Here is a 25,651-nt window from a genome sequence, read left to right on the forward strand (position 1 = left end):
AGTCTTTATAGTATGCTAAGATCCTTTTATTTTATCTTTTTTCTAGCTTTTAGTATCAATCTGGCACATGCAAATGATGGTGATACTTATACACCTATTTTTTTTACCCAAGCTGAAGTCTTAAATAATCATATCACCAGAATTCCATTTAAACTGGTAGATCATTTAATTGTCGTTGAAGCAGAACTTTTAAATAAAAAAGGAAACTTTATTGTTGATACAGGTTCGGAAACCATGATACTTAATAAAGTTCATTTTTCGGATTTTTATAATTATCAAAGAAAAACACAAGAAACTTCTGGTGTAATACAATCGATAGATAATTCATATGAAAGAAGCGTAAAAGAGTTTGCTTTAGAAAGTTTAAAACTTCGTGATAAAGACTCTGACGTTATTGATATGTCTCACATAGAAAAAAGTAAAAAAATTAAGCTTTTAGGAGTTATAGGCTATAGTATTTTAAAAGATTATGAAGTTTTTATAGACTTACATCTAAATCAGATAACACTTACTAAAGTAGATCGTTTTGGTAACAAGTTAAATAATAATGTGTATTTGGAAAAAATTGTAGATAGTTTAACTTTTAACTTAAAAAATCATACCATTGTAATAAACGGGACAATTAATAATCAAAACGTTACATTTGGAATAGACTCTGCTGCAGAATTTAACCAAATAAATAGAAAGATTAATAAAAAAGCTTTGAAATATTTTATTCCAAAAAGACGCTTATCTTTATCTGGAGTTAGTAACAAAAAAATAGAAGTTTTGGCAGGAAAATTGCATCGTGTTAAACTAAGTGAAACTGTTTATTTTGGTCCTATGCTTACTGTTCTAACAAATTTAAATAAAATGAATAAAGCCTTTGGAACACAATTAGATGGTATTCTGGGATATGAATTTTTTGCTCAGAAAAGAACTATTATTAATTATCAAAAAGAAAAATTATATTTTATAAATTACCCTATAAACACACAGTGGAGCAAATAAAATTACATATCAGTTATTTAATTTTTGCTTTTATAAGCTTCTATTCGCTTGGACAAAATAATACGTTTAAAGGCTATGAAATAAAAGGAGATACCGTAGTGTTTGCCTTTGATGCAAGAGATTATTCAAAGTTTACTCAAGAGCATACCGAACAAACTCATGATTTTGAGGATTTTGATATTGAAAATGTTGTAGTTTCAGGAGAATTCAATTTATGGTCCAGAGACAACTGGAAAATGAAAAAGATAGATGAATTCAATTATGAACTCAGAAAGCATATTGGAGATTTTACAGATGAATTTTCATGGGAATTTAAGTTTGTTATAAACAATGCTTATTGGGCAGAACCTTCAAAAAAAGATCCAAACGTTTCTAAAGCTATTAAAAATGGACGTAAACTTCGGGGCGTCTATAACTTAAAGATGTATACCGCTTATCCAAATAAAGATGGTAATGCCTGTTTTAAATTAAAAGGTTACAAGGATGCAAAAAAAGTAATTTTAGCAGGTTCATTTAATAAATGGAATGAGTCTCTTTTTAAAATGAATAAAACGAAAACAGGCTGGGAATTAACTTTACAATTAAAACCAGATGTTTACCAATACCGTTTTATTGTGGATGGTCACTGGATGGAAGATCCCAATAACCCCAATAAAACAGAAAACGAGTTCGGCGAATATAATTCTGTAATCGATATAAAAGAATACACAGCATTCAAACTTAAAGGTTATACCAATGCGAGAAAAGTAATTCTTGCCGGCTCTTTTAATAATTGGAACGAGCACGAATTTGTTATGCGGAAAATGGATTACGGGTGGAAGTATGTAGTCCCTTTATCTGGAGGGAAACATCACTACAAATTTATTGTAGATGGCGTATGGGTTGTAGACCCTAATAATAGCGTAAAAGAATATGATGGAAACGGCCATGTAAATTCAGTTTGCATGGTAAAATAATGTATGAAAAAAAGCTTTTATTGGCATTAGGTTGTTTTTGTTTCAATCTTCACTTTTGTCATATACTTCAAGATAAAAGCTTTCCCTACACAATTTTTTGAACTCATTATCTGAAAAATTTCAGATGTAATCAAAGCTTTAAGTATTAAGAACGATTTGTCTTCCTTTTTGAGAGATTTGTTCTCATGATTATCATAAGTCTATTGTATTTTTAAAAAATTAAATTTCGATTGAGATCGTTCGTTTAATAAAAATATTTCACAATTTAATTAAACCACTCTAGCCCGGGAAAGCTCTCAGCTTTCTTTATAAAGAGGTCTGAAAAGTAAAACATTTATTATATAATGACTTTTCAGACCTTTATTTTGAAATCTATTGATTTTTATCTTAAGCTAAAGGTCAATTTGATTTAATTTTTCACAAAAAACAATATTAAATCAATGATTTTCAGTTGTTTGTGATTTCGATAGAGCGAAGTATGAGCATTTCGACTTCGCTCAAGATAAACTTTCGAGAAATCTAATAAGGATGGGATTCCTCTTCGAAAGCTCAGCTTCATATCTTCAAACAAAATATATTTTGTTTTTGATAGCATTCGGAATTGACATAGTTTCTTTATTAAAACAGTTAAACAACTGACTGTCAGATTTTAATATATTAAAATCACGTTAACCCAATTTTTCACTAAAAAACATCACCCTACAACCTCCAACTTAGCAAATCGCAACAGTAATTTTTTAACTCCTCCATGCTGAAAATTAATTTCGGCTTTAGTATCTGCTCCTTTTCCTTCAATTTTTAAAACTTCACCTGTTCCAAAACGAATATGCTTAACAATATTACCAACGACTAGTTTACTATCAAACAAATTAGTATTCCCGTTAGTATCTGTTTTTGAAACTGGTTTTAAGTTTTTAGGTGTTGTTACTTGAAACTTTTCTGGTGCTTTCTTTACGCTTCCTTTCTTTAGTACAGCCTGTTTTGCTGGCTTATATCTAATCTTATTAGGTTCTACATCTCCAAAAATATCGGCATCCAACATAGGATTAAAGCGACGTTCTTCAATAGGTGTTAGGATCTCTAAGTATTGTTCATCTATTTCTTCAATAAAACGACTTGGTTCAGAATCAACTAATTTCCCCCAACGATATCTTGATAGTGCATAGGTTAAATAAGCTTGCTTTTCAGCACGGGTTAACGCCACATAAAACAATCGTCTCTCCTCCTCTAGTTCACTACGTGTGTTCATACTCATGGCACTAGGAAACAAATCTTCTTCCAGGCCTACGATATACACATACGGGAACTCTAGTCCTTTAGCCAAGTGTATGGTCATAAGGGCCACATGATCAGTATCTCCTTTATCTGCATCTAAATCGGTAGCTAATGCCACATCTTCCAAAAACTCGGCCAAAGACCCTGTGGTATCGGCTATCTCTTTTTGACCTTCAACAAAATCCTTCATACCATTTAGGAGCTCTTCAATATTTTCCATTCGGGTAACACCTTCTGGTGTGCCATCTTTATTGAATTCTTTTATGAGTCCACTCGTTCTGGTAACATGTTCAGCTAATTCAAATACATCAGCAGTTTGATTCAGTACTTGAAAACTTTCTATTAGAGTTACAAAATTCTGAAGCTTAGTTTTAGTCCCTGAGTTAATTTTAACATCTGTTTTATCAATGTTTTTCATCACCTCAAACATGGTACGATTATAACCATTGGCTGAAACAATTAATTTATCAACCGTCGTTTGGCCAATGCCTCGAGGTGGAAAGTTTATAACACGCTTTAAAGCTTCTTCATCGGCAGGGTTAATAATCAGCCTCAAATAAGACAAAACATCTTTTATCTCTTTACGCTGATAAAACGATAAACCACCATAAATTCTATAAGGAATATCACGCTTACGCAATGCATCTTCAATAGAACGCGATTGTGCATTGGTTCTATATAAAATAGCAAAATCACTGTTTTTTAACTGATCTTGCATTTTGCTTTCAAAAATAGTACTTGCTACATAACGCCCTTCATCACCATCCGTTAATGATCGATTTACTTTTATTTTACCACCTTCATCATTAGCAGTCCAAACAACTTTGTCTAGTTTTGTTTGATTTTTATCAATGATTGAATTTGCTGCATTCACAATGTTTTTTGTAGAGCGATAATTTTGCTCAAGTCTAAAAACCTTCACATCATCATAATCCTTCTGGAAATTCAAAATATTATTAATGTTAGCACCACGGAACGCATAAATACTTTGGGCATCATCACCCACCACACAAATATTCTGAAATTTATCAGATAACGCTCTCACAATTAAATATTGTGAGTGGTTGGTATCCTGATACTCATCAACTAAAATATATTTAAAACGGTTTTGGTATTTTGCTAAAACCTCTGGAAATCGCGTTAACAGTTCATTTGTTTTAAGCAGTAAATCATCAAAATCCATAGCACCTGCCTTGAAACAACGATCTACATATTCTTTATAAATTTCCCCCATTCTAGGACGCCTTGCCATCGCATCGGCTTCTTTTAACTCAGGGTTTTGAAAATAAGCACGCACGGTAATTAAACTGTTTTTATACGATGAAATTCTAGAACGTACTTGCTTATACTTATAAATATCTTTATCAAGATTCATTTCTTTAATAATAGATGCAATTAATCTATCAGAATCCTGAGTATCATAAATTGTAAAATTACTAGGATACCCTAGCCTATCTGCTTCTATTCTTAAAATTTTGGCAAATACCGAGTGAAATGTACCCATCCATAAATTCTTGGCTTCACTGGCTCCAACAATAGTGGCAATACGCTCTTTCATTTCCCGAGCTGCTTTGTTGGTAAAGGTTAAAGACAAGATATTAAAAGCGTCAATACCTTTGCTCATCATATAAGCAATGCGATACGTAAGTACTCGCGTTTTTCCGGAACCAGCACCCGCAATAACAATCATAGGACCATCAATTTGAATTGTAGGCTCTAGTTGCGCTTCATTTAACTGGCTTAAATATTTTTCCAAACTATATAAATTTTACGATGTGAAAATAACCATTGTTATGCTTTTAATTAAAGGGATTTATTAATAATTATAAACAATTAACACTTGCTTATTCTTTTTGAATATCTTTAAGCTTCAAAATCTAAATAAACTATATGAGATTCTTTTTTTTAGCAGTCGCTTTCTTGGGAATATCCAACTCCTACGGACAAAATAATTTAGAACAACAATTTGCAGATATAGAGCCAAAAGTCATTGAATGGCGTCGGCATTTTCATCAAAATCCTGAGCTTTCAAACAGAGAATTTAAAACGGCTGAAACTATTGCCAAACATTTAAAATTGTTAGGTTTAGAAGTGCAAACAGGAGTCGCTCATACGGGTGTGGTTGCCATTTTAAAAGGGAGCTCTCCTGGAAAAGTGGTCGCTTTAAGAGCAGATATCGATGGCCTTCCCGTAACAGAGAGAAATGATCTTCCTTTTAAATCTGAAGTAAAAACAACCTTTCTAAATACAGAAACTGGTGTGATGCATGCCTGCGGACATGATACACATACTGCGATCTTAATGGGAGTTGCAGAAATCCTAACAAAGAATAAAGATAAAATTAAAGGTACTGTGAAATTTATTTTTCAACCCGCTGAAGAAGGTCCCCTTCCAGGAGAGGAAGGTGGCGCAAAAATGATGATTAAAGAAGGGGTTTTAGAAAATCCGAAAGTAGATGCTATCTTCGGATTACATATTCGTTCCAATTATGAGGTTGGAACCATCCACTATAAAAAAGGAGGTATTATGGCTTCGGTAGAACGTTTTGTTATTAATGTTAAAGGCAAACAAACACATGGTGGTAGGCCTTGGCAAGGTGTAGATCCTATTTTAATTTCTGCTAAAATTATTGATGGTTTACAAACTATAATAAGTAGAGAATCAAAACTTGTAGATGAAGCAGCCGTTATTACAGTTGGAAAAATTACAGCTGGTACTCGTTTTAACATTATACCAGAAAGTGCAGAACTTATAGGTACTGTAAGAACGTTAGACCCCAAAATGAAAGCTCATATTGAAAAACGAATGACCGAAATGGTAACAACTTTAGCTAAAGCCTATGGAGGTGAAGCTACTATTAGTTTTCAGAATAATACAGCTATTACTTATAATGATTCGGATTTGGTGAACAATATGTTACCTACTCTACAAAAAGTAGCTGGTGTTAAAAATGTGCACTTAAGAAAAGCAACGACTGGTGGGGAAGATTTTTCATATTTCCAAGAAGTCGTTCCCGGATTTTATTTCTTTTTAGGAGGTATGACTCCAGGTAACAAAGAAGCATTCCCACATCATACACCAGATTTTATGATTGATGAAAGCGGGATGCTTTTAGGCGTAAAAACATTAACTCAAATAGCTTTTGACTTTTTAAATAATTAGAATGAATAATATATTAGATTTTCTATCAAACATTTCCTGGTGGGGTTGGGTTTTAATTGGATTAGCTTTGGTAGCTATACGCGATATTTTTCTTCAAAAGAGCCATACCATTAGTCATAACTTCCCAATTATAGGTCATTTGAGATATTGGCTAGAAAGTATTGGACCAGAAATGCGTCAATACTTTGTAGCAAATAATAGAGAAGAACTCCCTTTTAATCGCATTGAGCGTGGTTGGATTTATGCTTCCGCTAAAAAAGAAAATAATTATGAAGGTTTTGGTACCGATAGAGATATTTATGAGCATCAGCACATGTTTATAAATAATGCCATGATGCCTTTTAAAGTTGATAAAGACCACCCTAACAGTATTGACAAAACATTTTTGCCATGTGCTAAAGTTATAGGCGAATTTAATAAACGGAAAAAACCATACCGTCCGGCATCTGTTATTAATGTGTCTGCTATGAGTTTTGGTTCACTTTCTGCCAAAGCAGTAGATTCATTAAACAAAGGTGTAAAAATAGCAGGAGCCTATCATAATACAGGTGAAGGCGGTTTATCACCTTATCATAGTAACGGAGGAGATGTGGTATTTCATTTTGGCACAGGATACTTTGGTGTTCGTGCAGAAGACGGTGGGTTTTCAATGGAAAAAATGAAGGAATTGGTTCATGACAACCCTTTTATTAGAGCTATTGAAATAAAGCTATCTCAGGGGGCAAAACCAGGAAAAGGCGGTGTATTACCAGGCGCAAAAATAACCAAAGAAATTGCTGCAATTCGAGGTGTTGAAGTTGGTAAAGATGTATTATCTCCTCCTAATCACAAAGCGTTTTCCAACGTTCCGGAAATGGTAGATTTTATAGAAGATATTGCTGAAGCTACAGGTTTACCTGTTGGCATCAAAGCAGCCATAGGAAAACTAGAACAATGGAATGAACTCGCCGATATCATGCTTAAAACAGGTAAAGGTCCGGATTTTATTACCGTAGATGGTGGTGAGGGTGGTACTGGAGCTGCACCACCTAGCTTTGCAGACCATGTATCACTCCCCTGGGTTTATGGATTTGGTAATCTGTATAAACTTTTTAAACACAAGGGCTTATCAGAACGTGTTGTATTCATTGGTAGTGGGAAATTAGGGTTTCCTGCCAAGGCTGCTATGGCATTTGCCATGGGAATAGATTGTATTAATGTAGCTCGCGAAGCTATGATGAGCATTGGTTGTATCCAGGCACAGGTTTGCCACACTAATAGATGCCCGAGTGGTATTGCCACACAAAGCAAATGGTTACAAAATGGTATCGATCCGACTCTAAAATCGGAACGATTAGCACAATACTTTAAAACCTTTAAGAAAGAATTAGTAGAAATTACACATGCTGCCGGATACGAGCATCCCTGCCAATTTAAAATGAATGATATTGAAATTAATGTAGATGACCATAACCTTTCAAAAGAATTAGACAGAACTTATATGTATGAAAAAACACCTGTACCATTTAATAGTATGCAGGATTTAAAAGATTGTTTATATTTGGGATCAAATTATAACAAGAAGTGATTTTGAACTTTTTTGATTGAAGTGAAAAATAGCAATTTCATTCCCAAATTAAGGCTTTTTTGAGCTGCATAGCATCGCTACGGAGTAATAAAAAGACAAAATATGGGGATGTAAAGGGCATTTTGTAGCCAATTATAAAAAGTCTAAACCACTTCTATAAACCCAAATCGATTAACATTTTATGGATGCACAAAGAATTTTAGATTTATTTTTATTCGCAATCCCATCATTAATAACTGGTGTCATTGCGTATTATTTTTTTAAAGAGCATACCAAAAATGAAGATGGCCGCAGACGGTTTTTATTAAAAAAAGATTTACAAGTCACAGCGATGCCTTTGCGCTTGCAAGCCTATGAAAGAATGGCTTTATTTTTAGAACGCATCACACCTTCTAAATTATTAATCAGAACAACCCCATTAACCTCAAATAAAGAGGATTACGAAGCTTTACTTATACATACTATTGAACAGGAATTCGAACATAATTTATCACAGCAAATATATATCAGTGATAAATGCTGGAGCATTATTACTACGGCAAAAAATGCCACGATTCAACTTATAAGAAAAGCTAATTTACTTGAGAAAACAGATACAGCGAATAAACTACGAGAAGTTATTTTAACCGAAATGATGGAACGTCATTCACCTAGTGATGCTGCGCTTTCTTTTATTAAAGAAGAAGTATCAGACTTGTGGTAAATCGTCATCAATACGTAGCTCGTTTGAACGGGCTTCACGATATTTTTCTTTTGCATAGTCATATCCTTGTTGCCACCATGAAGTCATCAATTTTTTATTAAAAATCAATGAGTTTTCAATAAGTTTAGAGGGTGTATAATAAAAATTGAGTTTTACACCTTTATTTTTTGCTGCTAATTTTCCAATGGTAATGTCGCTGCGTTCCACTTGATCCAAAAGGTGACTAAACAAATTAATCATTAAAGAAAATGGGTTTTTACCCAGCACTTTATTGTACTCCATATTTTCAGACTCTAAAACAACTGCATCAACTTCGGTAGCCCCTCGTAATATAGCTTCTCTAATAGGAATCACACACCCTAAGCCACCATCGGCATATTCAAAACCGTTTCTTTTAACTAAAGACATAAATGGAATATAATTACATGAAATCCATACCCAATCACAAAACTCATCATAACTAAAATCTTTTATGGATTTATATTCGACTCTGTTTTTAGATAAATTAGACACTGTAACTACAACATCATCTTTGGTTTTTCTAATTACGTTGTATTCTGCTTCTGTAAAATGTTTTTTTATGTGACGCCTCAAAGCTTTACTCTCACCAAAAGTCCGTTTCATTTTTATGAATTGCCAAAGCGTGTTTATAAAATCGATTGAAACAAATTCTCGATTTCCCTTTTTTCGTTGTACAAAAGGATTTACACTAAAAATATTACTCTGATTAACATTCGTAAAGACTTCTTTGATTTTATCAATTTCCCCAGCTGCTATATGCGGAACCAGTAAACTCCCTGTAGATGTCCCTAAATACATATCATAATCCCTACCTTCTTCCTGTATTAAATACTGAGCAACCCCGCCTGCATAAGCTCCTTTACTACCTCCTCCTGAAATTACTAGTGCTTTCATTTTTATTTTTCTAATCGTAAATATAATAAGAACCAATATTAATTTTAATACTAAAATTCTTTATTTAGGTATTTATAGTGTTAGATATCTATTTTATGCATTTTGTAGATTATCTCCTATTAATTTCGAAATTATAACTTCTTATTTTAATTGCTAAATGTTTTACATACCCTGAATTGTGCATTTTGTAGAATAATTTAACATATGTTATTATTAAATAGTGCCTCATTAAAAAGAATATCTATTTTAGTATCAGCTATTAACACAATTATTTTACATGAGGAAGGGTTATTTTCTTACAGCTATTTCTTTTTTTATAATCAGTCTTTCATTCTTTGCTTTAAATCACTCTGATTTAAAAAATACAATAAAAACAGATTCATTAAAAGCGCACAAAAAAGTCAAAACTTCACTTCCGCCGTCTGCTACTATTTCCGGAACAACGCAGGTTTGCAGAAACGATACACAACCGCAAATAACGTTTACAGGGTCTGGAGGTAATGCACCATACACATTTACCTATAATATTGGAGGTTCTAATCTAACTGTAACATCTACTGGAAATACAGCAACAGTAGGTGTAAACACTACCAGTGTTGGTTCTTTCACTTATCAACTGGTATCTGTTCGGGATGGTTCCAATGACACATCATCTGCAAATGGTACAGCAACTGTAACCGTTAGTGAACCAACAGTAGATTTTACTTTTAACAATGACGGTGCCTGCTCAGGAACTTCTGTGAATTTCACGTCAAGTGCCACCGGAAATGGTCCATTTACCTACAGTTGGAGTTTTGGAGATGGAAGTACGAGTACTAACACCAATCCTTCTCATACTTTTACTTCTTTGGGGTGTGGGTTTCAAAATTCCAATGTAACACTTACAGTAACTGATACTAATGGTTGTAGTAATTCCATAACCAAACCTGTTTCAATTCAGCAAAAACCCAGATTAGAATTTGAGGATATAGACAACAGGTTTGATCCGTTTAATAACTGCGGAAACAATACTACAGATCCTTCTTTCACTATTAATGTTGGAATAAGTAATGTTTCCTCAGCTTGCATAAACTCATATGATGTAGACTGGGGAGATGGAAGTCCCGTTGAAACCAATGTTACATTTCCAGCTACACACACTTACACACAGTTAGGTTCTTTTAATATGGACATAACAGGAAGAGGCAGTAACTGTGATAATACAGTTACTTATTTAGTAAAAAACTCTAGCAATCCCACAGGTGCTATTGTAAACCCCGGAAATACTGTAAATTTATGTATTCCCACCTCTCCAATTGATTTTGCTATTGGTTCTTGGGGAACTAATGCTCCGGACACAACATATCTGGTTGACTTCGGGGATGGGGCAGTTGAAAATTACACCCAAGCCCAATTAGAAAGCTCTACATATTATAATGCAGCAGATCCTGCAAATTCTCAAAATTTCCCAATACCTCATACCTATACAGAATCCAGTTGTCCCAGCAGTTATACTGTTTTTTTGAATATTTCCACATCATGCGGGCAAACAAACTTAACAGCTGGTCCTATTATTATTTTAAGAAAACCTGAAGTCGATTTTGAAGCTCCCCCTATTAGTTGCGTGAATTCTACAGTGCAATTTAATAATACATCAACAGGAGGCTACAGTAATAATTGTAGTGTTAATGATGGCTATTATTGGGACTTTGGAGACAGCACAACATCTACATTAAGAAATCCTAGTCATGTATACACTTCCCCTGGTACATACACAGTTTCTCTTTACGGCGAAAACTCCTGTGGCACTACAAACATCATTACTGAAACGATATGCATAGAGCCTCAGTTAACAGCTGCTTTCACATTAAATACCAATAATGGTTGTGCACCGCTTGGAATACAAACTACAAACACAACAAACCTAGCGTCAAGCTGTGGTGGTGAAACGTATCTTTGGGAAGTTTCTTATACTTCCGGTTTTTGCGGTACCGCTCCTGCCACCTGGAATTTCACCAATGGAACCGATGAAAACTCAGCAGCACCAAGAATAAATTTTGTAACTGCCGGAACTTATACATTAACACTTACGACTACAAATGCCTGTGGCAATAGTACAACTTCAGAAACCATAGAAGTAAAACAACCTCCTACAGCCACCATTAATGCCATTTCGAATTTTTGCGGCTCAGCAAGCATAAACCCTGTAGCAAATGTGACGAGCTGTGCGCCTGCATCAGAAACTTTAACATACAGTTGGAGCTTCCCCGGAGGCTCACCTGCCAGTTCAAGTACCTTAAACCCAGGCACCATAAATTATCCTACACCGGGCAACTACCAAATTACATTTAATGTTACAAGTAGTTGTGGCACCACGACAGATACCGAAGACTTTATTGTTAACCCAATTCCAACAATAACGAATACTAACTTAGCACAGACTATTTGTTCTGGGACCGACACAAATCAAGTGCCATTAACGTCAGATATAACTGGCACAACATACAATTGGACAGCTACTGCCCCTGCCGGTGTAACAGGGTTTATAGCCTCTGGTAGTACAGATACAATTCCAGTTCAGACTATTTTTAATTCCAATAGCACATCACAAGATGTCACTTATGTTATAACACCTTCTGTTGGTGGTTGCTCCGGAACACCTGCAAACCTTGTCATAACAGTTGATCCTGCTCCCTCTTTCACTAGTCAGCCACAATCGGAAACTATTTGTTTAAATGGGCCTATAAACCAGCTCTCTGTTGCTGTTAATGGCCCTGGTACTCCAACGTATCAATGGTATAGCAATACTATTAACAATAATACAACAGGAACTATTATAACAGGCGAAACATCAGCAACATACACTCCCCCAAATAATCCGGTTGGAGTAACCTTTTATTATTGTGTTGTATCCTTTTCATCTGGTTCTGGGTGTAATGAAATAACCTCTGATACGGCCCGTATAGAAATTGTAAACGGTATTCAAATTGATACAAATCCTATAGTTAGCCAAAATATTTGTATTGGCGGTGATATAAATACTACATTATCTGTCGTTCACTCTGGGGGTACCGGAACTATTACATACCAATGGTATTCAAATACAACCAATTCCAATACAGGAGGGACTGTTATTACTGGAGCGAACAGTTCCAGTTACACACCTCCCACTTTTACTGTCTCAGGTAATTACTATTATTATGTAACTATAACTCCGAACGGAAGTGGTTGTAGTCCAATAACCAGTAACACCTCTGAAGTCATTGTAGTAGACGATCCTATTCTTACAACCCAACCTATAGCCTCTCAAACATTATGCGAAGGTACGACACCACAAGACTTACAAGCGGCAGCTACCGGAGGATCTGGAACCACATATAACTACCAATGGTACAGTAATACAACCAATAGCAACTCTGGTGGCACTCTAATAACCGGAGCTACGAATGCGACCTTTACACCTCCTACAAATATTGTAGGTACATTGTATTACTACTGTATTATTACACAATCTGATCCGGGTTGTAGTGTTACCAGTAATACTTCTAGTGTGACTGTTAATCAAGCGCCTTCATTTTCGTCTCATCCCTTGTCCGAAACTATTTGCTCTGGTGAGACTTTCAATACGCTATCAGTCTCTTACTCTAATGGTGTTGGAACACCCACTTATCAATGGTATTCAAATACGGTAGACAATAACGCAACAGGAAACATTTTAACCGGAGAGACCGCTTCTACCTTTATCCCTCCCTCAGGATCTATTGGTAGAGTTTATTATTACGCAACCATTACGTTTTCTTCTGGCGGGTGTACTCAAATTACATCACAAACAGCAGAACTTATAGTCAATCAAACCCCTAGTATTTCAGACACATCATTAACCATCTGTAGTGGTATTAACTTCAATATTATTCCTGATTCCACTGGTGGAGACACAGTTCCTACCGGAACCCAATATATCTGGACAACTCCTGTAATAAGTCCCGCAGGTACCATAACGGGAGCCTCTAATGAAATCACCCCGCAAAACAATATTAGCCAGACACCAATAAATAATACAGCTAATCCAGCTACAGTAACTTATACAGTAACTCCTATATCCGGTAATTGCACTGGAACAGATTTTACTATTACTGTTACTGTTAACCCTTCAATCAGTATTACCAGAAACCTGACCAATAGTAGATGCTATCTTTCTAATACAGGAACTATTGAAATAACTATTAGTGGAGGTATTCCTTTTACAACTGGTCCCCCGTATCAAATATCATGGACTGGTCCTAATGGATACACCAATTCCAATGAAGATATTTCTAATTTAGAGCCTGGTAATTATGCTGTAACGATAAATGATGAAGGCGACTGTCCTTTTACAGATACATTTACCATTCTCGAACCTGAGGAACTTATTTTTAGCTCTATTAGTTTTGATCCGGAGACTATTTCCTGTTTCGGTGCTGATGATGGCTCTATAAATATTGATATTTATGGAGGTACCACCCCTTATACATATAACTGGACACGAAACGGAAATCCCTTTTCCAATACAGAAGATTTATCAAATCTAGGTCCCGGAGATTATCAAATCACGGTTACCGACGCAAACAATTGTACACCTATAGTTCAAAATTTTCAGATTATAGAGCCTCCTGTATTGGATGTAAGCCTAGTAAATCAAGTTGATATTATTTGTTTTGGTGATGCTACGGGTGCTATTAATATTAACACTATAGGAGGAAGACAAATAGAAATATCTACTGGAGTTTTTGATTATTCTTATTCATGGACAGGGCCAAACGGGTACACAAGTAACCTCCAAAATCTGTCAGGATTATTTGCTGGAACATACCATTTAACTGTAACTGATAAATCTGGTTGTACAGATACATTAGAGGTTATTTTAGATCAATCTGATGAAATTATTATAGATTATTCCACAACCGAAATTGAATGCTATGGAAACAATAATGCTTCTATAACTATCGACAATATTTCGGGAGGTAATCCACCTTATACCATACAATGGAGTACGCTTGGTTCTGGACCTGTACAGAACAATTTATCTGCCGGGACTTATATTATTACAATTACAGACGATACCAATTGTGAGAAACAAGCAACTGTTATTATAGATGAAGCTCCGGAGTTTTCAATTAACCCAACTGTAGCGAATGTCTCCTGTTATGGAGAGAATGATGCCAACATTGCCTTAAATCTAGTTGGAGGTATCGCCCCGGTAACACTTGTTTGGAATGACGATGCTTCTGCCGGTGTAGAACGAAACAATTTAAGTCCAGGAACTTATTCTGTAACTATTACAGATGCCACCCCTTGTATTATATCGGAAACCTTTGTTATTTCAGAACCAGATCCGTTAGAGTTATCTGCTGTTACAACTGATGCTTTAGACTGTGATAATGCTAATAGCGGAGCTATTAATTTAACAGTAACTGGAGGCACTCTTCCGTTAAGTTATTCATGGTCTAACGGTGAAACTACCGAAGACTTAGACGCTATCCCTCCTGGTACTTTTTCAGTTGTGATTACCGATGCTAATGGATGTGAAATATCAAACAATTGGACAGTTAACAGATTTGATCCGCTTACTATTGATGTAGAGACTATTACCGATTTTGATTGTATAACTCGACATGTAGAACAAACTTTTGTTGCCAGAGTTACCGGAGGTATCCCTCCCTATCAAATAAGTTGGTCAAGCGGAACAATTAGTGGTGCTAATAATGAAATTATGAATACCGATCAGGATGGTTTAGCAATTGTTAGTGTTATTGATAGTTTTGGATGCTCAACAAACTTTTCACATAATGTGGATATTCCTGTTCTTGGCGATGCAGGTTTCGAACTAAATTCCATTGGTTATACCTCTTTTGGAATATATTCAAAAAAAGACCCTATTCAATTTACGAATACTGCTATAGGTGATTACATTTCTATTCTTTGGGATTTTGGAGATGGTAATTTTTCCAATGAAGAAAACCCGGAGCATACTTACACTACTGAGGGAGGCTATATAATAAAGCAAACTGTCACGTACCCTTTTGGTTGTATTTATGAAAAAATCATCACGTTATCTGTTGAAAAAGGATATAGCCTTATGATGCCTAATGCTTTCACACCAAATAACGATAATATAAATGATTTTTTCAATCCAGCATTTGTTGGGTTAAACAATATGGTTTTAGATATCTATGACACCTGGGGAAGTTTAATCTATTCCGAAAAAGGAGACGATATTGATGGCTGGAACGGTAAAATAAATGATGCTGATGCAGAAAACGGTAATTATTACTTTAAATTTTCCGCTAAGACTTTTTATGGAGAAACCATTACAAAAGAAGGCCCTGTTGTATTAATTAAGTAGATGTATCAAGACAAGCTAATGAAATTTAAAATATCAGTCCTAATTATTATAAGTTGTTTCTGTTTAAAAGTAAGCGCCCAAGACCCTGTATTTACGCAATACCATTTAGTACCGGAAACTATGAACCCCGGGTTTTCAGGATTTGAAGATGCTACATATTTTGGCTTAATCCATAGGACACAATGGCCTCGCTTAAACCTAAGAATAGATACCGAATATGCTTTTTTTAATACTTGGCTTGAAAATATTGGTGGCGTTGGTATTAGTATTTTAAATCAGCATGAAAACAATACCAGCTACAATCATTTGCAAGGGAATATCAACTACTCATATCACGTAAAGTTGGCTAACAACTGGTTCTTCAGACCTGCTGTAGAATTTGGTTTTGGTACAAAGTCCTTTAATTTCAGTAATCTGGTATTAGCCGATCAAATCAATATTAATTCAGAAACTATAAATCCTATTTCATCAGATATATTTGCAATGAATGCCAACAGAAATGTTTCTTTCTTTGATTTTAATGCTGGTTTTGTTTTTGATAAAAAAAATACACGAAACGATACGGATTTGTGGCTAGGAGCTTCTATAAAACACCTGAACAGACCCAATATTTCATTTGTGGAAAATGGGAATGTGCCATTAGATATCTTTTATTCCATTCATGCTAATTATAAGTTTCCATATTTTGATTATAACGATATGCTTGTCTCTATTAATTACATGCAACAAGGACAATATAACAGGTTAGATATAGGAACTACTGTAAAGCTCGAAAAGCTTATGTTGGGAGCTATGGCTGTTACCAATCCTGCAAAAAACAGCTTAAACAGCCATTTATTAACTTCTATTAATGCGTTTATAGGATTAGAATTAGAGCAGTTACGCTTTGGTTTTTCTTATGATTTAAACACTACCGACATTGGTAGAACCGATGGTGTTTATGAGCTTTCCATCACCTATTTAGCAGGCTGTTTAATTTGCAAAAACCCAGCATATTTGGAACGAAGAAAATAACAGTTATTTTATTTTTAGCATCTCTTTTGCAAACTTTGAAAACTGCCAATTATGATGCTTTGTAGCCTGTTGCAAATTTTCTTGACATTCCTCTCCACAAGAACTTATCCACATTAAATAATTAAATGCATTCATACGTATTTCAAAACCGTATTTTGGACTTGTATAATCTAATAATTCTTTAAAAAACAACGCACTGTTTTCAGGTTCAAAATCATCAGTAATTAGTGCCAATGTTAACCAAAGCGTTCTAATATTCTTGTTGTTAAACCCTTGAATGTCTTTAGTTTTTTCCAAATACTTGCTTTGCTCTTGAGGAAAACTATTCCATAACCTAAATAAAGCAGACTCTATAGTTACATATGACTTATCGTCAAGAAATGTTTCGTATTCTTTTTTAAATTCTTCCGATACTTTGGATATACTTTTAGCAATGGCTTGGCGTACTTTTAAAGAATTCTTGAAATCTTCTTTTTTTAATCGATTTGGCATTTGAGAAACGACTTTTATTTTAGCTTCATCCGAAATTCCAGATAATAAATAACCCGAACATTTGGATGTGTACCCAGTACAATCTACCATCAAATATTCCTGTATAAATACTGATTTTTCAAGACTCTTTAAAGCGTCATCATAATTAAACTTTTTAGCCTCTAGCCAAGTTTCAACAAACGCATCTAAATGCTGTCCACTTGCCTGCTCCACCTCTTTTATAAAATCATCTGTTTCAACATTTTTGAATTGATTTTTATTCAAATAGTTTATCACCGCAGTTCTAAATGCCGAATCTCCTACCTTTTCTCGAAGCATATGCAATACCCAGGCTCCTTTTTTATAAAAAGTTGTGCTACTCGATTTAGGGTCTAAAAGCGAGGTACTTTGCCTGGCATTATGCTGTTCCAATAACTCCTGAGCATATTCGTAAAGCCTCCAATAGTAATAATTATCACCAAAAACCTTACGTTCTGCCAATAAAGCATAATACGTTGCAAAGCCTTCTTGTAACCAATGGTGCGTTCCTGAAGTTTCTGTAACCAAATTTCCAAACCATTGGTGTGCTAATTCATGTGCATTGACATTTACATAATTTTTATCAACAAAAGCAATGGAATCAACCACAAAAGCATCAGAAAAAATCGTAGTACCTGTATTTTCCATACCAGCATACAGAAAATCTTTTACTGGCACTTGCTTATAATTTTGCCAAGGATACGGAACACCAATTTCTTCTTCCAGAAAATCGAACATGGGTTTGGTGTAACGATAAGTTGGTTCAAACTTTAAGGAATCTTCAGGATAATAATACATCTCTAACGGAATCCCGCTTTTTGAGTATGCTACTTTTTTATCGTATTTGCCAATAGCTAAAGCTACTAAATAGCTGGACATGGGCTTTTGCATATCATAATGCCAAATAATTGTCGATTCGTTTATCTGTTTATTTGTTAGTTTTCCGTTGGCAATAACTTCGTAATCTTTATCGAAAGTGACTGTTAAATCAAATTCAATTTTATCATTCATATCATCTATTGATGGCAACCAATTACTTGTATATTTCCCTTGTCCTTGCGTCCAAATTTGTTTGTTACCGTCTTCGTAATCCCTATCAATAAAATATAAAGCTTTTTTAGGCTTTGCCCTAAAAACAAACTGCACTTCATGAGAAGTTCCTCGCTTAAAATTAGAATAAACACAAAGTTTTTTTGTGTCATTTTTATGTTTGACTCCTTTTCCATCCATACGTATTGCTTTAAAATTTATATTCTGAGCATCAAAAAAAACAGAGTCGGTTTTTTTCAATATTTCAAATGAATACTTTACAACACCTACTATTCCTAACGAATCAATATTAACTCCAATATCAACCTCTGCCTTTTTAAAATCGACATATTCCGTTTGTTGAGAAAAACCAAATGAAGTGAAAAATAAAAATAGGCCCGGAAAAAAGTATTTCATAGAAAATAAAACATTAGACTAAAATAACATTTTATATTCAAATATATTCTTTAACTAATTGTTAAAATTTGATGATAAAATCAAATAAAAATATTTTCAATATATTTATTTATTCTTTATAGGTCTAATCCAATTAAAATGCATAAAAACATCATTTTTTTAATATTATTTTCCATTTTGGCTCAAGGATATGCACAAAAAGAAGCGGCATTTTGGTATTTTGGACAAAATGCTGGAGTTGATTTTAATGATGGTATACCCAAGCCTTTATATAACGGTAAAATAACTACTGGTGGTGCTATTGCTTCAATATCTAATGGTAAGGGTGATTTATTATTTTATACAGATGGGATAACAGTATGGGATAAAAACCATTCTATAATGCCAAATGGTGAAGGGCTTAAAGGAGGGAGATATATTTCAGCAAATACTCATAGCGCAGCATCATGTCTTATCATCCCTCTTCCCGGCAGTAAAGAAGTCTATTATATTTTTACTAATGATTATTCGGAAAAAGGGAATGGTTTACAATATCATATTGTAAATATGACTTTAAACGGAGGTTTAGGTGATGTAATTTCAAAAGACATGTACATTGCTAAAGCTCATGAAAATTTGACTACTGTATTTCACGATAATGGCCAAGATATATGGGTAATCACGCACAAAAAGAATGTAGACACTTTTTTTGCTTACCTATTAAATCAAAATGGTTTAATAACTAAACCAGTGACAACCCAAATCCCCATAAAACCTTTAAAACAGCTTGTAGGAAAACTAAAAGCATCTACAAATGGAAAATTTCTGGCTTTGGCAGGTCATGATGATGATATTTTCTCACAAAATATTCTAGCTGAACTCTTTAGTTTTGATTCAGCTACGGGAAAAGTCAGCAACCCTATTGATTTAAGCACGGTTATTGCTAGTAATACTCCAGGAGTTGTAGTTACTAGTTCAGCTAGATTAACTTCACTTGTAGATGGTGTAGAATTCTCTGTTGACAGCAGTAAACTCTACATTAGTAGTAATTTTTATGGCGGAAGAAGCAGTAATTTTTCACTTGATAAAGAATTTAGTTTTATTTTTCAATTTAACCTTGATTCCAATAATATAGAACAATCTATATTTCCAGTTGTTAAAAGTAAAGTAGGTGTTCCCGGCTATAAGGATTTACAACTGGCTATAGATGGGAAAATATATGTAGCACGCCAACATCATAATTTTTTATCTGTAATTGACAACCCAAATGTTAGCGGTGCAGCTTGTAATTTTATAAACGAAGGTGTTAATTTATCTCCCAAAATTTGTAATGGATGGCTTCCTGGTTTTTTTCAATCCTTTTTTAAGACAGGAATAAAAGCTAAAGGTTTGTGTTTTAGAGATGAAACTGAATTTTCTCTTTATATAAATGAACCGCTTAAATCTATTAAATGGGATTTTGGTGATGGGCATACATCTACGAAAGTAGCGCCTTCTCATATATATGCTAATCCTGGAAAATACATAGTAAAGGCTAAAATAACTTCAGGTTTTAGAACAAAAACAGAAACTAAAGAGGTCATTATTTACGATACGCCTGTGGCAAATCCTGTAACGGATTACAATATATGTATAGAGGAAGATACATATCGCTTCGACTTATCCACAAAGGACAGTGAAATCTTGGGAGGGCAATCTGTGGCTGAATATGGAGTGAAATATTATTCAAATATTGATGATGCTAGAGTTGACATAAACGAATTGCCTATTTTATATACAATCAATGAACCTGAGCAAAAAGTTTATGCTAAGGTTTTTAATATAAATAACACGCAATGCTACGATATTACAAGTTTCAAATTAAGTGCAAATGTCTTTGACTTAGAAGATTTAAAAAAAACGGGGTATCTATGTGTTAATAATACCGAGGTGACAAGAGACGGAGGTGATTTTGAAGGATGGCAATGGAAGGATAGTCATGGAATCGTAAAGGGCACATCACGATTCATTACAATTACAGAGCCAGATACTTATAGTTTAACCGTATCTAAAACAAAAAATAATCACACCTGTTCAAAAACCATTATGTTTGAGGTAAAACAAGTAGATTCTCCAACCAGCCTTGACACTGATGTTTCTGGTTTTTCAAATCTAATCACACTAACTTTGAAAACGTCCCATATTGGAGATTTTGAATATTCTATTGATGGAGAACATTTTAAAACCGATAATACATTCAAGGTTCCTCCTGGAGAATATACAGTGTATGCAAGAGATAAATTTAAATGCCATACTCTTAGAAAAGATGTTGTAGCTTTAGGTTATAACCAATTTTTCACACCAAATGGAGATGGAATAAATGAAAGGTGGCATATAAAAGGCTTAAGTAAATATCCAAAATCAGTTGTTTATATTTATAATCGTCACGGTAAGCTTATCAAGCAGTTATCACTTAATAGTTTAGGCTGGGACGGTAATTTTAATGGCTCCCCTCTGCCAGATGAAGATTATTGGTTTCGTTATGTTTACGAAGAAGGAAAAGCATACATTGGTCATTTCACATTGAAACGATAATTTTCAGATAAAAATTTCTTTTACTATTTTTAATTCTATGCCTAAACGAAATATATTAATTTCGCTTTTATGTCCGCAAAACTTCAAACTCCAATAGATTATTTAAAAGGCGTAGGTCCAAACCGTGCCGATTTATTGCGAAAGGAACTAGGCATTCACACTTATCAGGATTTAATTAACTTATTTCCAAACCGGTACATAGATCGGACACGATATTATAAAATCAACCAACTACAACGCAATAATGCGGATGTACAAGTGATTGGTAAAATTATCGCCTTTAAAGAAGTTGCTCAAAAACGCGGAAAGCGGCTAGTAGGAACTTTTCAAGACGATACTGGTACGATGGAATTAGTTTGGTTTCGAGGACAAAAATGGATTCGTGACAGCTTGAAACTCAATAAACCTTATGTGATCTTTGGAAAAACCAATTGGTTTAGTGGTAAGTTTAATATGCCTCATCCAGATATAGAAGAATTGGAAGCCCATAAACAAAATTTACGCTCTGCCATGCAACCGGTATATCCTTCTACAGAAAAATTATCCAATAAAGGCATTACAAATCGTGTGATTGGTAAAATTATGCAACAGCTATTTATAGAAACTGGAGGACGGTTTGTCGAAACACTATCTAAAAATTTACTTACCAAACTCAAATTAATTCCTAAAAGCGAAGCACTTTTTAATGTGCATTTTCCTAAAAGTCAAGAGCTACTTTCAAGAGCTCAATTTAGATTAAAATTTGAAGAATTATTTTATATTCAGCTACAGCTTATCATCAAAAATTTAGCTCATAAAACAAAAATAAAAGGCTTTCCTTTTGAAAAAGTAGGCACACATTTCAACACCTTTTTTAAAGCACATTTACCCTTCGAATTAACGGGTGCTCAAAAACGTGTTTTAAAAGAAATTCGTGCCGATTTAGGCAGCAATGCACAAATGAATAGGTTATTACAAGGTGATGTGGGTTCCGGTAAGACGATAGTAGCTCTAATGTCAATGTTAATAGCACTTGACAACGGTTTTCAAGCTTGCTTAATGGCTCCGACTGAAATTTTGTCAGTTCAACACTATAACGGATTAATTGAACAATGTAACAAATTGAATATCAGAATAGGACTGTTAACAGGTTCAACTAAAACTTCAGAAAGAAAAATAATTCATGAGAATCTAGAAAATGGCGATTTACAGATACTTATTGGCACGCATGCCTTACTTGAAGATAAGGTGAAATTTAAAAATTTAGGGCTTGCTATTATAGATGAACAACACCGATTTGGAGTAGCACAACGAAGCAAATTATGGAAGAAAGGTCCTCCTCAATCCTCCCAAAGGGAGGACGCAAAATCCGTTCGACAAAATAATGGAACTTCTACACCTCCACATATTTTAGTGATGACGGCCACTCCTATTCCAAGAACCTTAGCCATGTCTGTTTATGGTGATTTAGATATTTCCATTATTGATGAATTACCACCAGGCAGACAGTCTATAAAAACGGTACATCGGTATGATAAAAACCGATTAAATGTTTTTAAATTTATTAGAGATGAGATAGCCAAAGGAAGACAAATTTATATTGTATATCCATTGATTCAGGAAAATGAGAAAATGGATTATAAAGATTTAATGGATGGTTATGAAAGTATTTCCAGAGATTTCCCTTTACCAGATTATCAAATATCCATCGTTCACGGTAAAATGAAACCTGCAGACAAAGATTACGAAATGCAGCGCTTTATAAAGGGAGAAACTCAAATTATGGTAGCCACAACTGTTATTGAGGTTGGTGTAAATGTACCTAATGCTTCGGTTATGATTATTGAAAGTGCAGAACGTTTTGGCTTATCACAATTGCATCAGCTTCGTGGTCGTGTGGGACGTGGTGCAGAGCAGAGCTATTGTATTTTAATGACAGGCCATAAGCTTAGTAATGATAGCAAAACCAGATTAGAAACTATGGTTAGAACTAGTGATGGTTTTGAAATAGCAGAAGTTGATTTACGCTTACGCGGTCCTGGTGATATTATGGGCACACAACAGAGTGGCGTTTTAAACCTTAAAATTGCTGATATTATTAAGGATAACGATATTCTTAAATTAGCAAGACATCATGCTAAGAACGTACTCAAAAATGACTCCACACTCGCTTCTATAGATAACGAAGTGATTTTAGAAACTTATAAGTCTTTAGGTAAGTATAAGAATATCTGGAATTACATCTCGTAATTTTAGTTGATAGTTACTTAATAATATTACTTTTACATAAAAACAATTATGCTTGGTTTAAAACTGGAAACAGACCCACGTTGGGTAAATATTGTAGAATCAAATATTGAAGAGATTTTAACCGATCACGCTTGGTGTGAACAAAAGGCTGCTTCTAATGCTATAACTATAATTACTCTAAATTCTGAGTATACCGATCTGGTTACTGATTTATTAGTTTTAGCCCAAGAAGAACTAGAACACTTCCAAATGGTTCATGATATTATAAAAAAGCGCGGTTACAAGCTGGGTAGAGAACGTAAAGATAGTTACGTTAACGAGCTTTATAAATTCATGAATAAAGGCGGTAACAGACTGCAATGTATGGTAGACAGACTACTATTTTCAGCTATGATTGAAGCTAGAAGCTGTGAACGTTTTAAACTATTATCGAAAAAAATAAAAGATCCAGAACTTTCTAAATTCTACCATGACTTAATGATTAGTGAAGCTGGACATTACACAACATTCATAGGGTTTGCCCGTAAATATGGGAAAGATATTGATGTTGATAAACGTTGGGAAGAGCTTGTAGAATTTGAAAGCATAGTCATAAAAAACTATGGCAAAACCGAAACCATTCATGGATGAAAAAAGCCCAACCAAAATGGCTGGGCTAATCACAATGTTTGTAGTTTGATTGATGATTTTTTATTAAGCGTCGAGTTCTTTTAAAAGTTTTTCTGAATTTGCTTTTACATTAGCCGGAGGATTTAATGACAATGCCTTTTTTAAATACTTAATAGCATTCTTTTTATCTCCCATAGTTTTATAGCATTCACCCAAACTGTCATAAGAATTAGCATCTTTAGGGTTGTTTTTTACATTCAGCTTAAAATATTTAAGAGCTCGATTATAATCTTTTGAAGCTAGCATTTGATAGCCTATAGTATTCAACTGGTTTTTATTTGCCATCGTTGAAGCCTCATCCATTAAAGCAGCATATTTCTGTGTTTTACCTAATTTATTTAATATTTGTCCTTTAATAGCCAAATTGTTAAATGTTTTTTGGCTATAAAAATTACCTGCAATAGCACCATTAATCCAACCTAAAGCCTCATTTAAATCACCACCATTATTTAATGAAAAACGAGCCATGTTTTCCCAATTTTGTCTATTAAAACCTAAATTACCAATAGATTTATCTCTAAATTCATTTAAAACAATATTTGTTACATCGAATTCTACTTTAAAAGGAATTTCTTTTTTCTCCCATACAAGAGATATAATAGCAAAAGTTGGTTGGATATCATTTACTTCATAAGTTAATAGTTCTTTATGTGGTACCGCTTTAGTTTTAACATCTGCTCGCAAAGCATCTTTTGAAGCATCGTAGAAATAACTTCCCCAGGCATTAGCGTCATGAGACAAAATTATAGTGGCATGATCTGCGTCTTTTAATTCTACATGTAATCCATAAGTTCCAGCCTTAATAGCCTTTCCTTCTAGTTTAGCATCATGCGTAAAAGTTATGGTCGTGTTTTCGTTTGCTCCAGCTCTCCAAGGTGCCGCAGTTGCCGTTCCAAAACCTAAATTATTCATCCCATAAGGAACCAATTTTCCCCATATTTCTCGACCCTTTACACTTGGTCTGGAATATATTATTGAAACATCCGAAATGCCTACGCGTTGAGACATTGTAGCTTGTTGACTTCCTCGTGGGGTATTTACTTGTGCGAATGCGCTAAAACTTAAAGCAAGCAATAGACACACCAATAATGTGGTAAGGTTGTTAGTTTTCATTTTAGTTATGTTTTTTGATTGTGTTTTCAAGGTATGTACAAATCTCATTCACAGATGTTAGCATTTTGTTAAAGAATTATAACCCTCTGTTAATTAACACTTTTTAAGAGTTTTAGACCTTTTATTTACTTCTTATAAAACCATGCCCAAATTGAATAGAATTTTTAACTTTGTTTTCTTATACCCAG

General features: G+C 34.3%; 14 protein-coding genes. 10 read left to right on the forward strand and 4 right to left on the reverse strand.

Annotated elements, in window-relative coordinates; translation table 11 throughout:
* Nucleotides 1-12: 12 nt before the first annotated feature.
* Both Q4Q34_RS17960 and Q4Q34_RS17965 read left to right on the forward strand, forming a co-directional pair.
* On the forward strand, nucleotides 13-990 hold the full coding sequence (locus tag Q4Q34_RS17960) for a retropepsin-like aspartic protease (RefSeq protein ID WP_303317798.1): 978 nt from the start codon (nucleotides 13-15) through the stop codon (nucleotides 988-990).
* Nucleotides 978-1,946 carry a glycogen-binding domain-containing protein gene (locus tag Q4Q34_RS17965; RefSeq protein WP_303317799.1) on the forward strand — a complete coding sequence of 323 codons (969 nt, stop codon included), beginning with the start codon at nucleotides 978-980 and terminating at the stop codon, nucleotides 1,944-1,946. Before Q4Q34_RS17960 ends, Q4Q34_RS17965 begins: the two co-directional genes overlap by 13 nt.
* Nucleotides 1,947-2,640: 694 nt before the next feature.
* Here the strand turns inward: Q4Q34_RS17965 and Q4Q34_RS17970 are convergent.
* The gene (locus Q4Q34_RS17970; RefSeq protein WP_303317800.1) at nucleotides 2,641-4,977 is read right to left on the reverse strand and encodes an ATP-dependent helicase; all 2,337 of its coding nucleotides are present in this window, start codon (nucleotides 4,975-4,977) and stop codon (nucleotides 2,641-2,643) included.
* A 134-nt stretch (nucleotides 4,978-5,111) separates the two neighbouring features.
* On the opposite strand from Q4Q34_RS17970, the gene Q4Q34_RS17975 reads away from it, so the two are divergent.
* The 3 genes from Q4Q34_RS17975 (at nucleotide 5,112) to Q4Q34_RS17985 (ending at nucleotide 8,653) form a co-directional block, all read left to right on the forward strand.
* The gene (locus Q4Q34_RS17975) at nucleotides 5,112-6,383 is read left to right on the forward strand and encodes an amidohydrolase (RefSeq protein WP_303317801.1); all 1,272 of its coding nucleotides are present in this window, start codon (nucleotides 5,112-5,114) and stop codon (nucleotides 6,381-6,383) included.
* Nucleotide 6,384: 1 nt separating this feature from the next.
* Nucleotides 6,385-7,950, forward strand: coding sequence for an FMN-binding glutamate synthase family protein (locus Q4Q34_RS17980; protein ID WP_303317802.1), 1,566 nt, complete (start codon nucleotides 6,385-6,387; stop codon nucleotides 7,948-7,950).
* A gap of 181 nt (nucleotides 7,951-8,131) precedes the next feature.
* Nucleotides 8,132-8,653: a DUF7935 family protein gene (locus tag Q4Q34_RS17985; protein ID WP_303317803.1), complete on the forward strand. Its 522-nt coding sequence runs from the start codon at nucleotides 8,132-8,134 to the stop codon at nucleotides 8,651-8,653.
* Here Q4Q34_RS17985 and Q4Q34_RS17990 read toward each other — a convergent pair.
* Nucleotides 8,639-9,568 carry a patatin-like phospholipase family protein gene (locus Q4Q34_RS17990; protein WP_303317804.1) on the reverse strand — a complete coding sequence of 310 codons (930 nt, stop codon included), beginning with the start codon at nucleotides 9,566-9,568 and terminating at the stop codon, nucleotides 8,639-8,641. The two genes, Q4Q34_RS17985 and Q4Q34_RS17990, sit on opposite strands and share 15 nt — an antisense overlap.
* 277 nt (nucleotides 9,569-9,845) lie before the next feature.
* Here Q4Q34_RS17990 and Q4Q34_RS17995 point away from each other — a divergent pair, with 277 nt between their 5' ends.
* Together Q4Q34_RS17995 and Q4Q34_RS18000 are read left to right on the forward strand one after the other, a co-directional pair.
* Nucleotides 9,846-15,929 carry a PKD domain-containing protein gene (locus tag Q4Q34_RS17995; protein ID WP_303317805.1) on the forward strand — a complete coding sequence of 2,028 codons (6,084 nt, stop codon included), beginning with the start codon at nucleotides 9,846-9,848 and terminating at the stop codon, nucleotides 15,927-15,929.
* An 18-nt stretch (nucleotides 15,930-15,947) separates the two neighbouring features.
* A complete protein-coding gene (locus Q4Q34_RS18000) occupies nucleotides 15,948-16,943 on the forward strand; it encodes a PorP/SprF family type IX secretion system membrane protein (RefSeq protein WP_303317806.1) in 996 nt (331 codons plus the stop codon).
* Nucleotides 16,944-16,946: 3 nt separating this feature from the next.
* On the opposite strand, the gene Q4Q34_RS18005 is transcribed toward Q4Q34_RS18000, so the two are convergent.
* Nucleotides 16,947-18,899 (reverse strand): M1 family metallopeptidase, encoded by a 1,953-nt coding sequence (locus tag Q4Q34_RS18005; protein WP_303317807.1) that lies wholly within the window; start codon nucleotides 18,897-18,899, stop codon nucleotides 16,947-16,949.
* Between the two features lie 138 nt (nucleotides 18,900-19,037).
* On the opposite strand from Q4Q34_RS18005, the gene Q4Q34_RS18010 reads away from it, so the two are divergent.
* The 3 genes from Q4Q34_RS18010 (at nucleotide 19,038) to miaE (ending at nucleotide 24,311) form a co-directional block, all read left to right on the forward strand.
* The gene (locus tag Q4Q34_RS18010) at nucleotides 19,038-21,452 is read left to right on the forward strand and encodes a T9SS type B sorting domain-containing protein (protein WP_303317808.1); all 2,415 of its coding nucleotides are present in this window, start codon (nucleotides 19,038-19,040) and stop codon (nucleotides 21,450-21,452) included.
* A gap of 69 nt (nucleotides 21,453-21,521) precedes the next feature.
* Nucleotides 21,522-23,681: an ATP-dependent DNA helicase RecG gene (gene recG, locus Q4Q34_RS18015; RefSeq protein ID WP_303317809.1), complete on the forward strand. Its 2,160-nt coding sequence runs from the start codon at nucleotides 21,522-21,524 to the stop codon at nucleotides 23,679-23,681.
* A gap of 48 nt (nucleotides 23,682-23,729) precedes the next feature.
* Nucleotides 23,730-24,311, forward strand: a complete 582-nt coding sequence (gene miaE / locus Q4Q34_RS18020; protein WP_303317810.1) for a tRNA-(ms[2]io[6]A)-hydroxylase — start codon at nucleotides 23,730-23,732, stop codon at nucleotides 24,309-24,311.
* Between the two features lie 63 nt (nucleotides 24,312-24,374).
* On the opposite strand, the gene Q4Q34_RS18025 is transcribed toward miaE, so the two are convergent.
* Nucleotides 24,375-25,463, reverse strand: coding sequence for a DUF2911 domain-containing protein (locus Q4Q34_RS18025; protein ID WP_303317811.1), 1,089 nt, complete (start codon nucleotides 25,461-25,463; stop codon nucleotides 24,375-24,377).
* Nucleotides 25,464-25,651 lie beyond the last annotated feature (188 nt).

Origin of the sequence: Flavivirga abyssicola, from assembly GCF_030540775.2 — a bacterium.
Classification (GTDB): domain Bacteria; phylum Bacteroidota; class Bacteroidia; order Flavobacteriales; family Flavobacteriaceae; genus Flavivirga; species Flavivirga abyssicola.

Bases quoted from the DNA above. Each gene is read 5' to 3' on its own strand.
- Q4Q34_RS18025 (WP_303317811.1), bottom strand. From the start codon at position 25,463: ATGAAAACTAACAACCTTACCACATTATTGGTGTGTCTATTGCTTGCT.
- Q4Q34_RS17985 (WP_303317803.1), top strand. From the start codon at position 8,132: ATGGATGCACAAAGAATTTTAGATTTATTTTTATTCGCAATCCCATCA.
- Q4Q34_RS18005 (WP_303317807.1), bottom strand. From the start codon at position 18,899: ATGAAATACTTTTTTCCGGGCCTATTTTTATTTTTCACTTCATTTGGT.
- miaE (WP_303317810.1), top strand. From the start codon at position 23,730: ATGCTTGGTTTAAAACTGGAAACAGACCCACGTTGGGTAAATATTGTA.
- Q4Q34_RS18010 (WP_303317808.1), top strand. From the start codon at position 19,038: ATGCATAAAAACATCATTTTTTTAATATTATTTTCCATTTTGGCTCAA.
- Q4Q34_RS17990 (WP_303317804.1), bottom strand. From the start codon at position 9,568: ATGAAAGCACTAGTAATTTCAGGAGGAGGTAGTAAAGGAGCTTATGCA.
- Q4Q34_RS17980 (WP_303317802.1), top strand. From the start codon at position 6,385: ATGAATAATATATTAGATTTTCTATCAAACATTTCCTGGTGGGGTTGG.
- Q4Q34_RS18000 (WP_303317806.1), top strand. From the start codon at position 15,948: ATGAAATTTAAAATATCAGTCCTAATTATTATAAGTTGTTTCTGTTTA.
- Q4Q34_RS17975 (WP_303317801.1), top strand. From the start codon at position 5,112: ATGAGATTCTTTTTTTTAGCAGTCGCTTTCTTGGGAATATCCAACTCC.
- recG (WP_303317809.1), top strand. From the start codon at position 21,522: ATGTCCGCAAAACTTCAAACTCCAATAGATTATTTAAAAGGCGTAGGT.
- Q4Q34_RS17960 (WP_303317798.1), top strand. From the start codon at position 13: ATGCTAAGATCCTTTTATTTTATCTTTTTTCTAGCTTTTAGTATCAAT.
- Q4Q34_RS17995 (WP_303317805.1), top strand. From the start codon at position 9,846: ATGAGGAAGGGTTATTTTCTTACAGCTATTTCTTTTTTTATAATCAGT.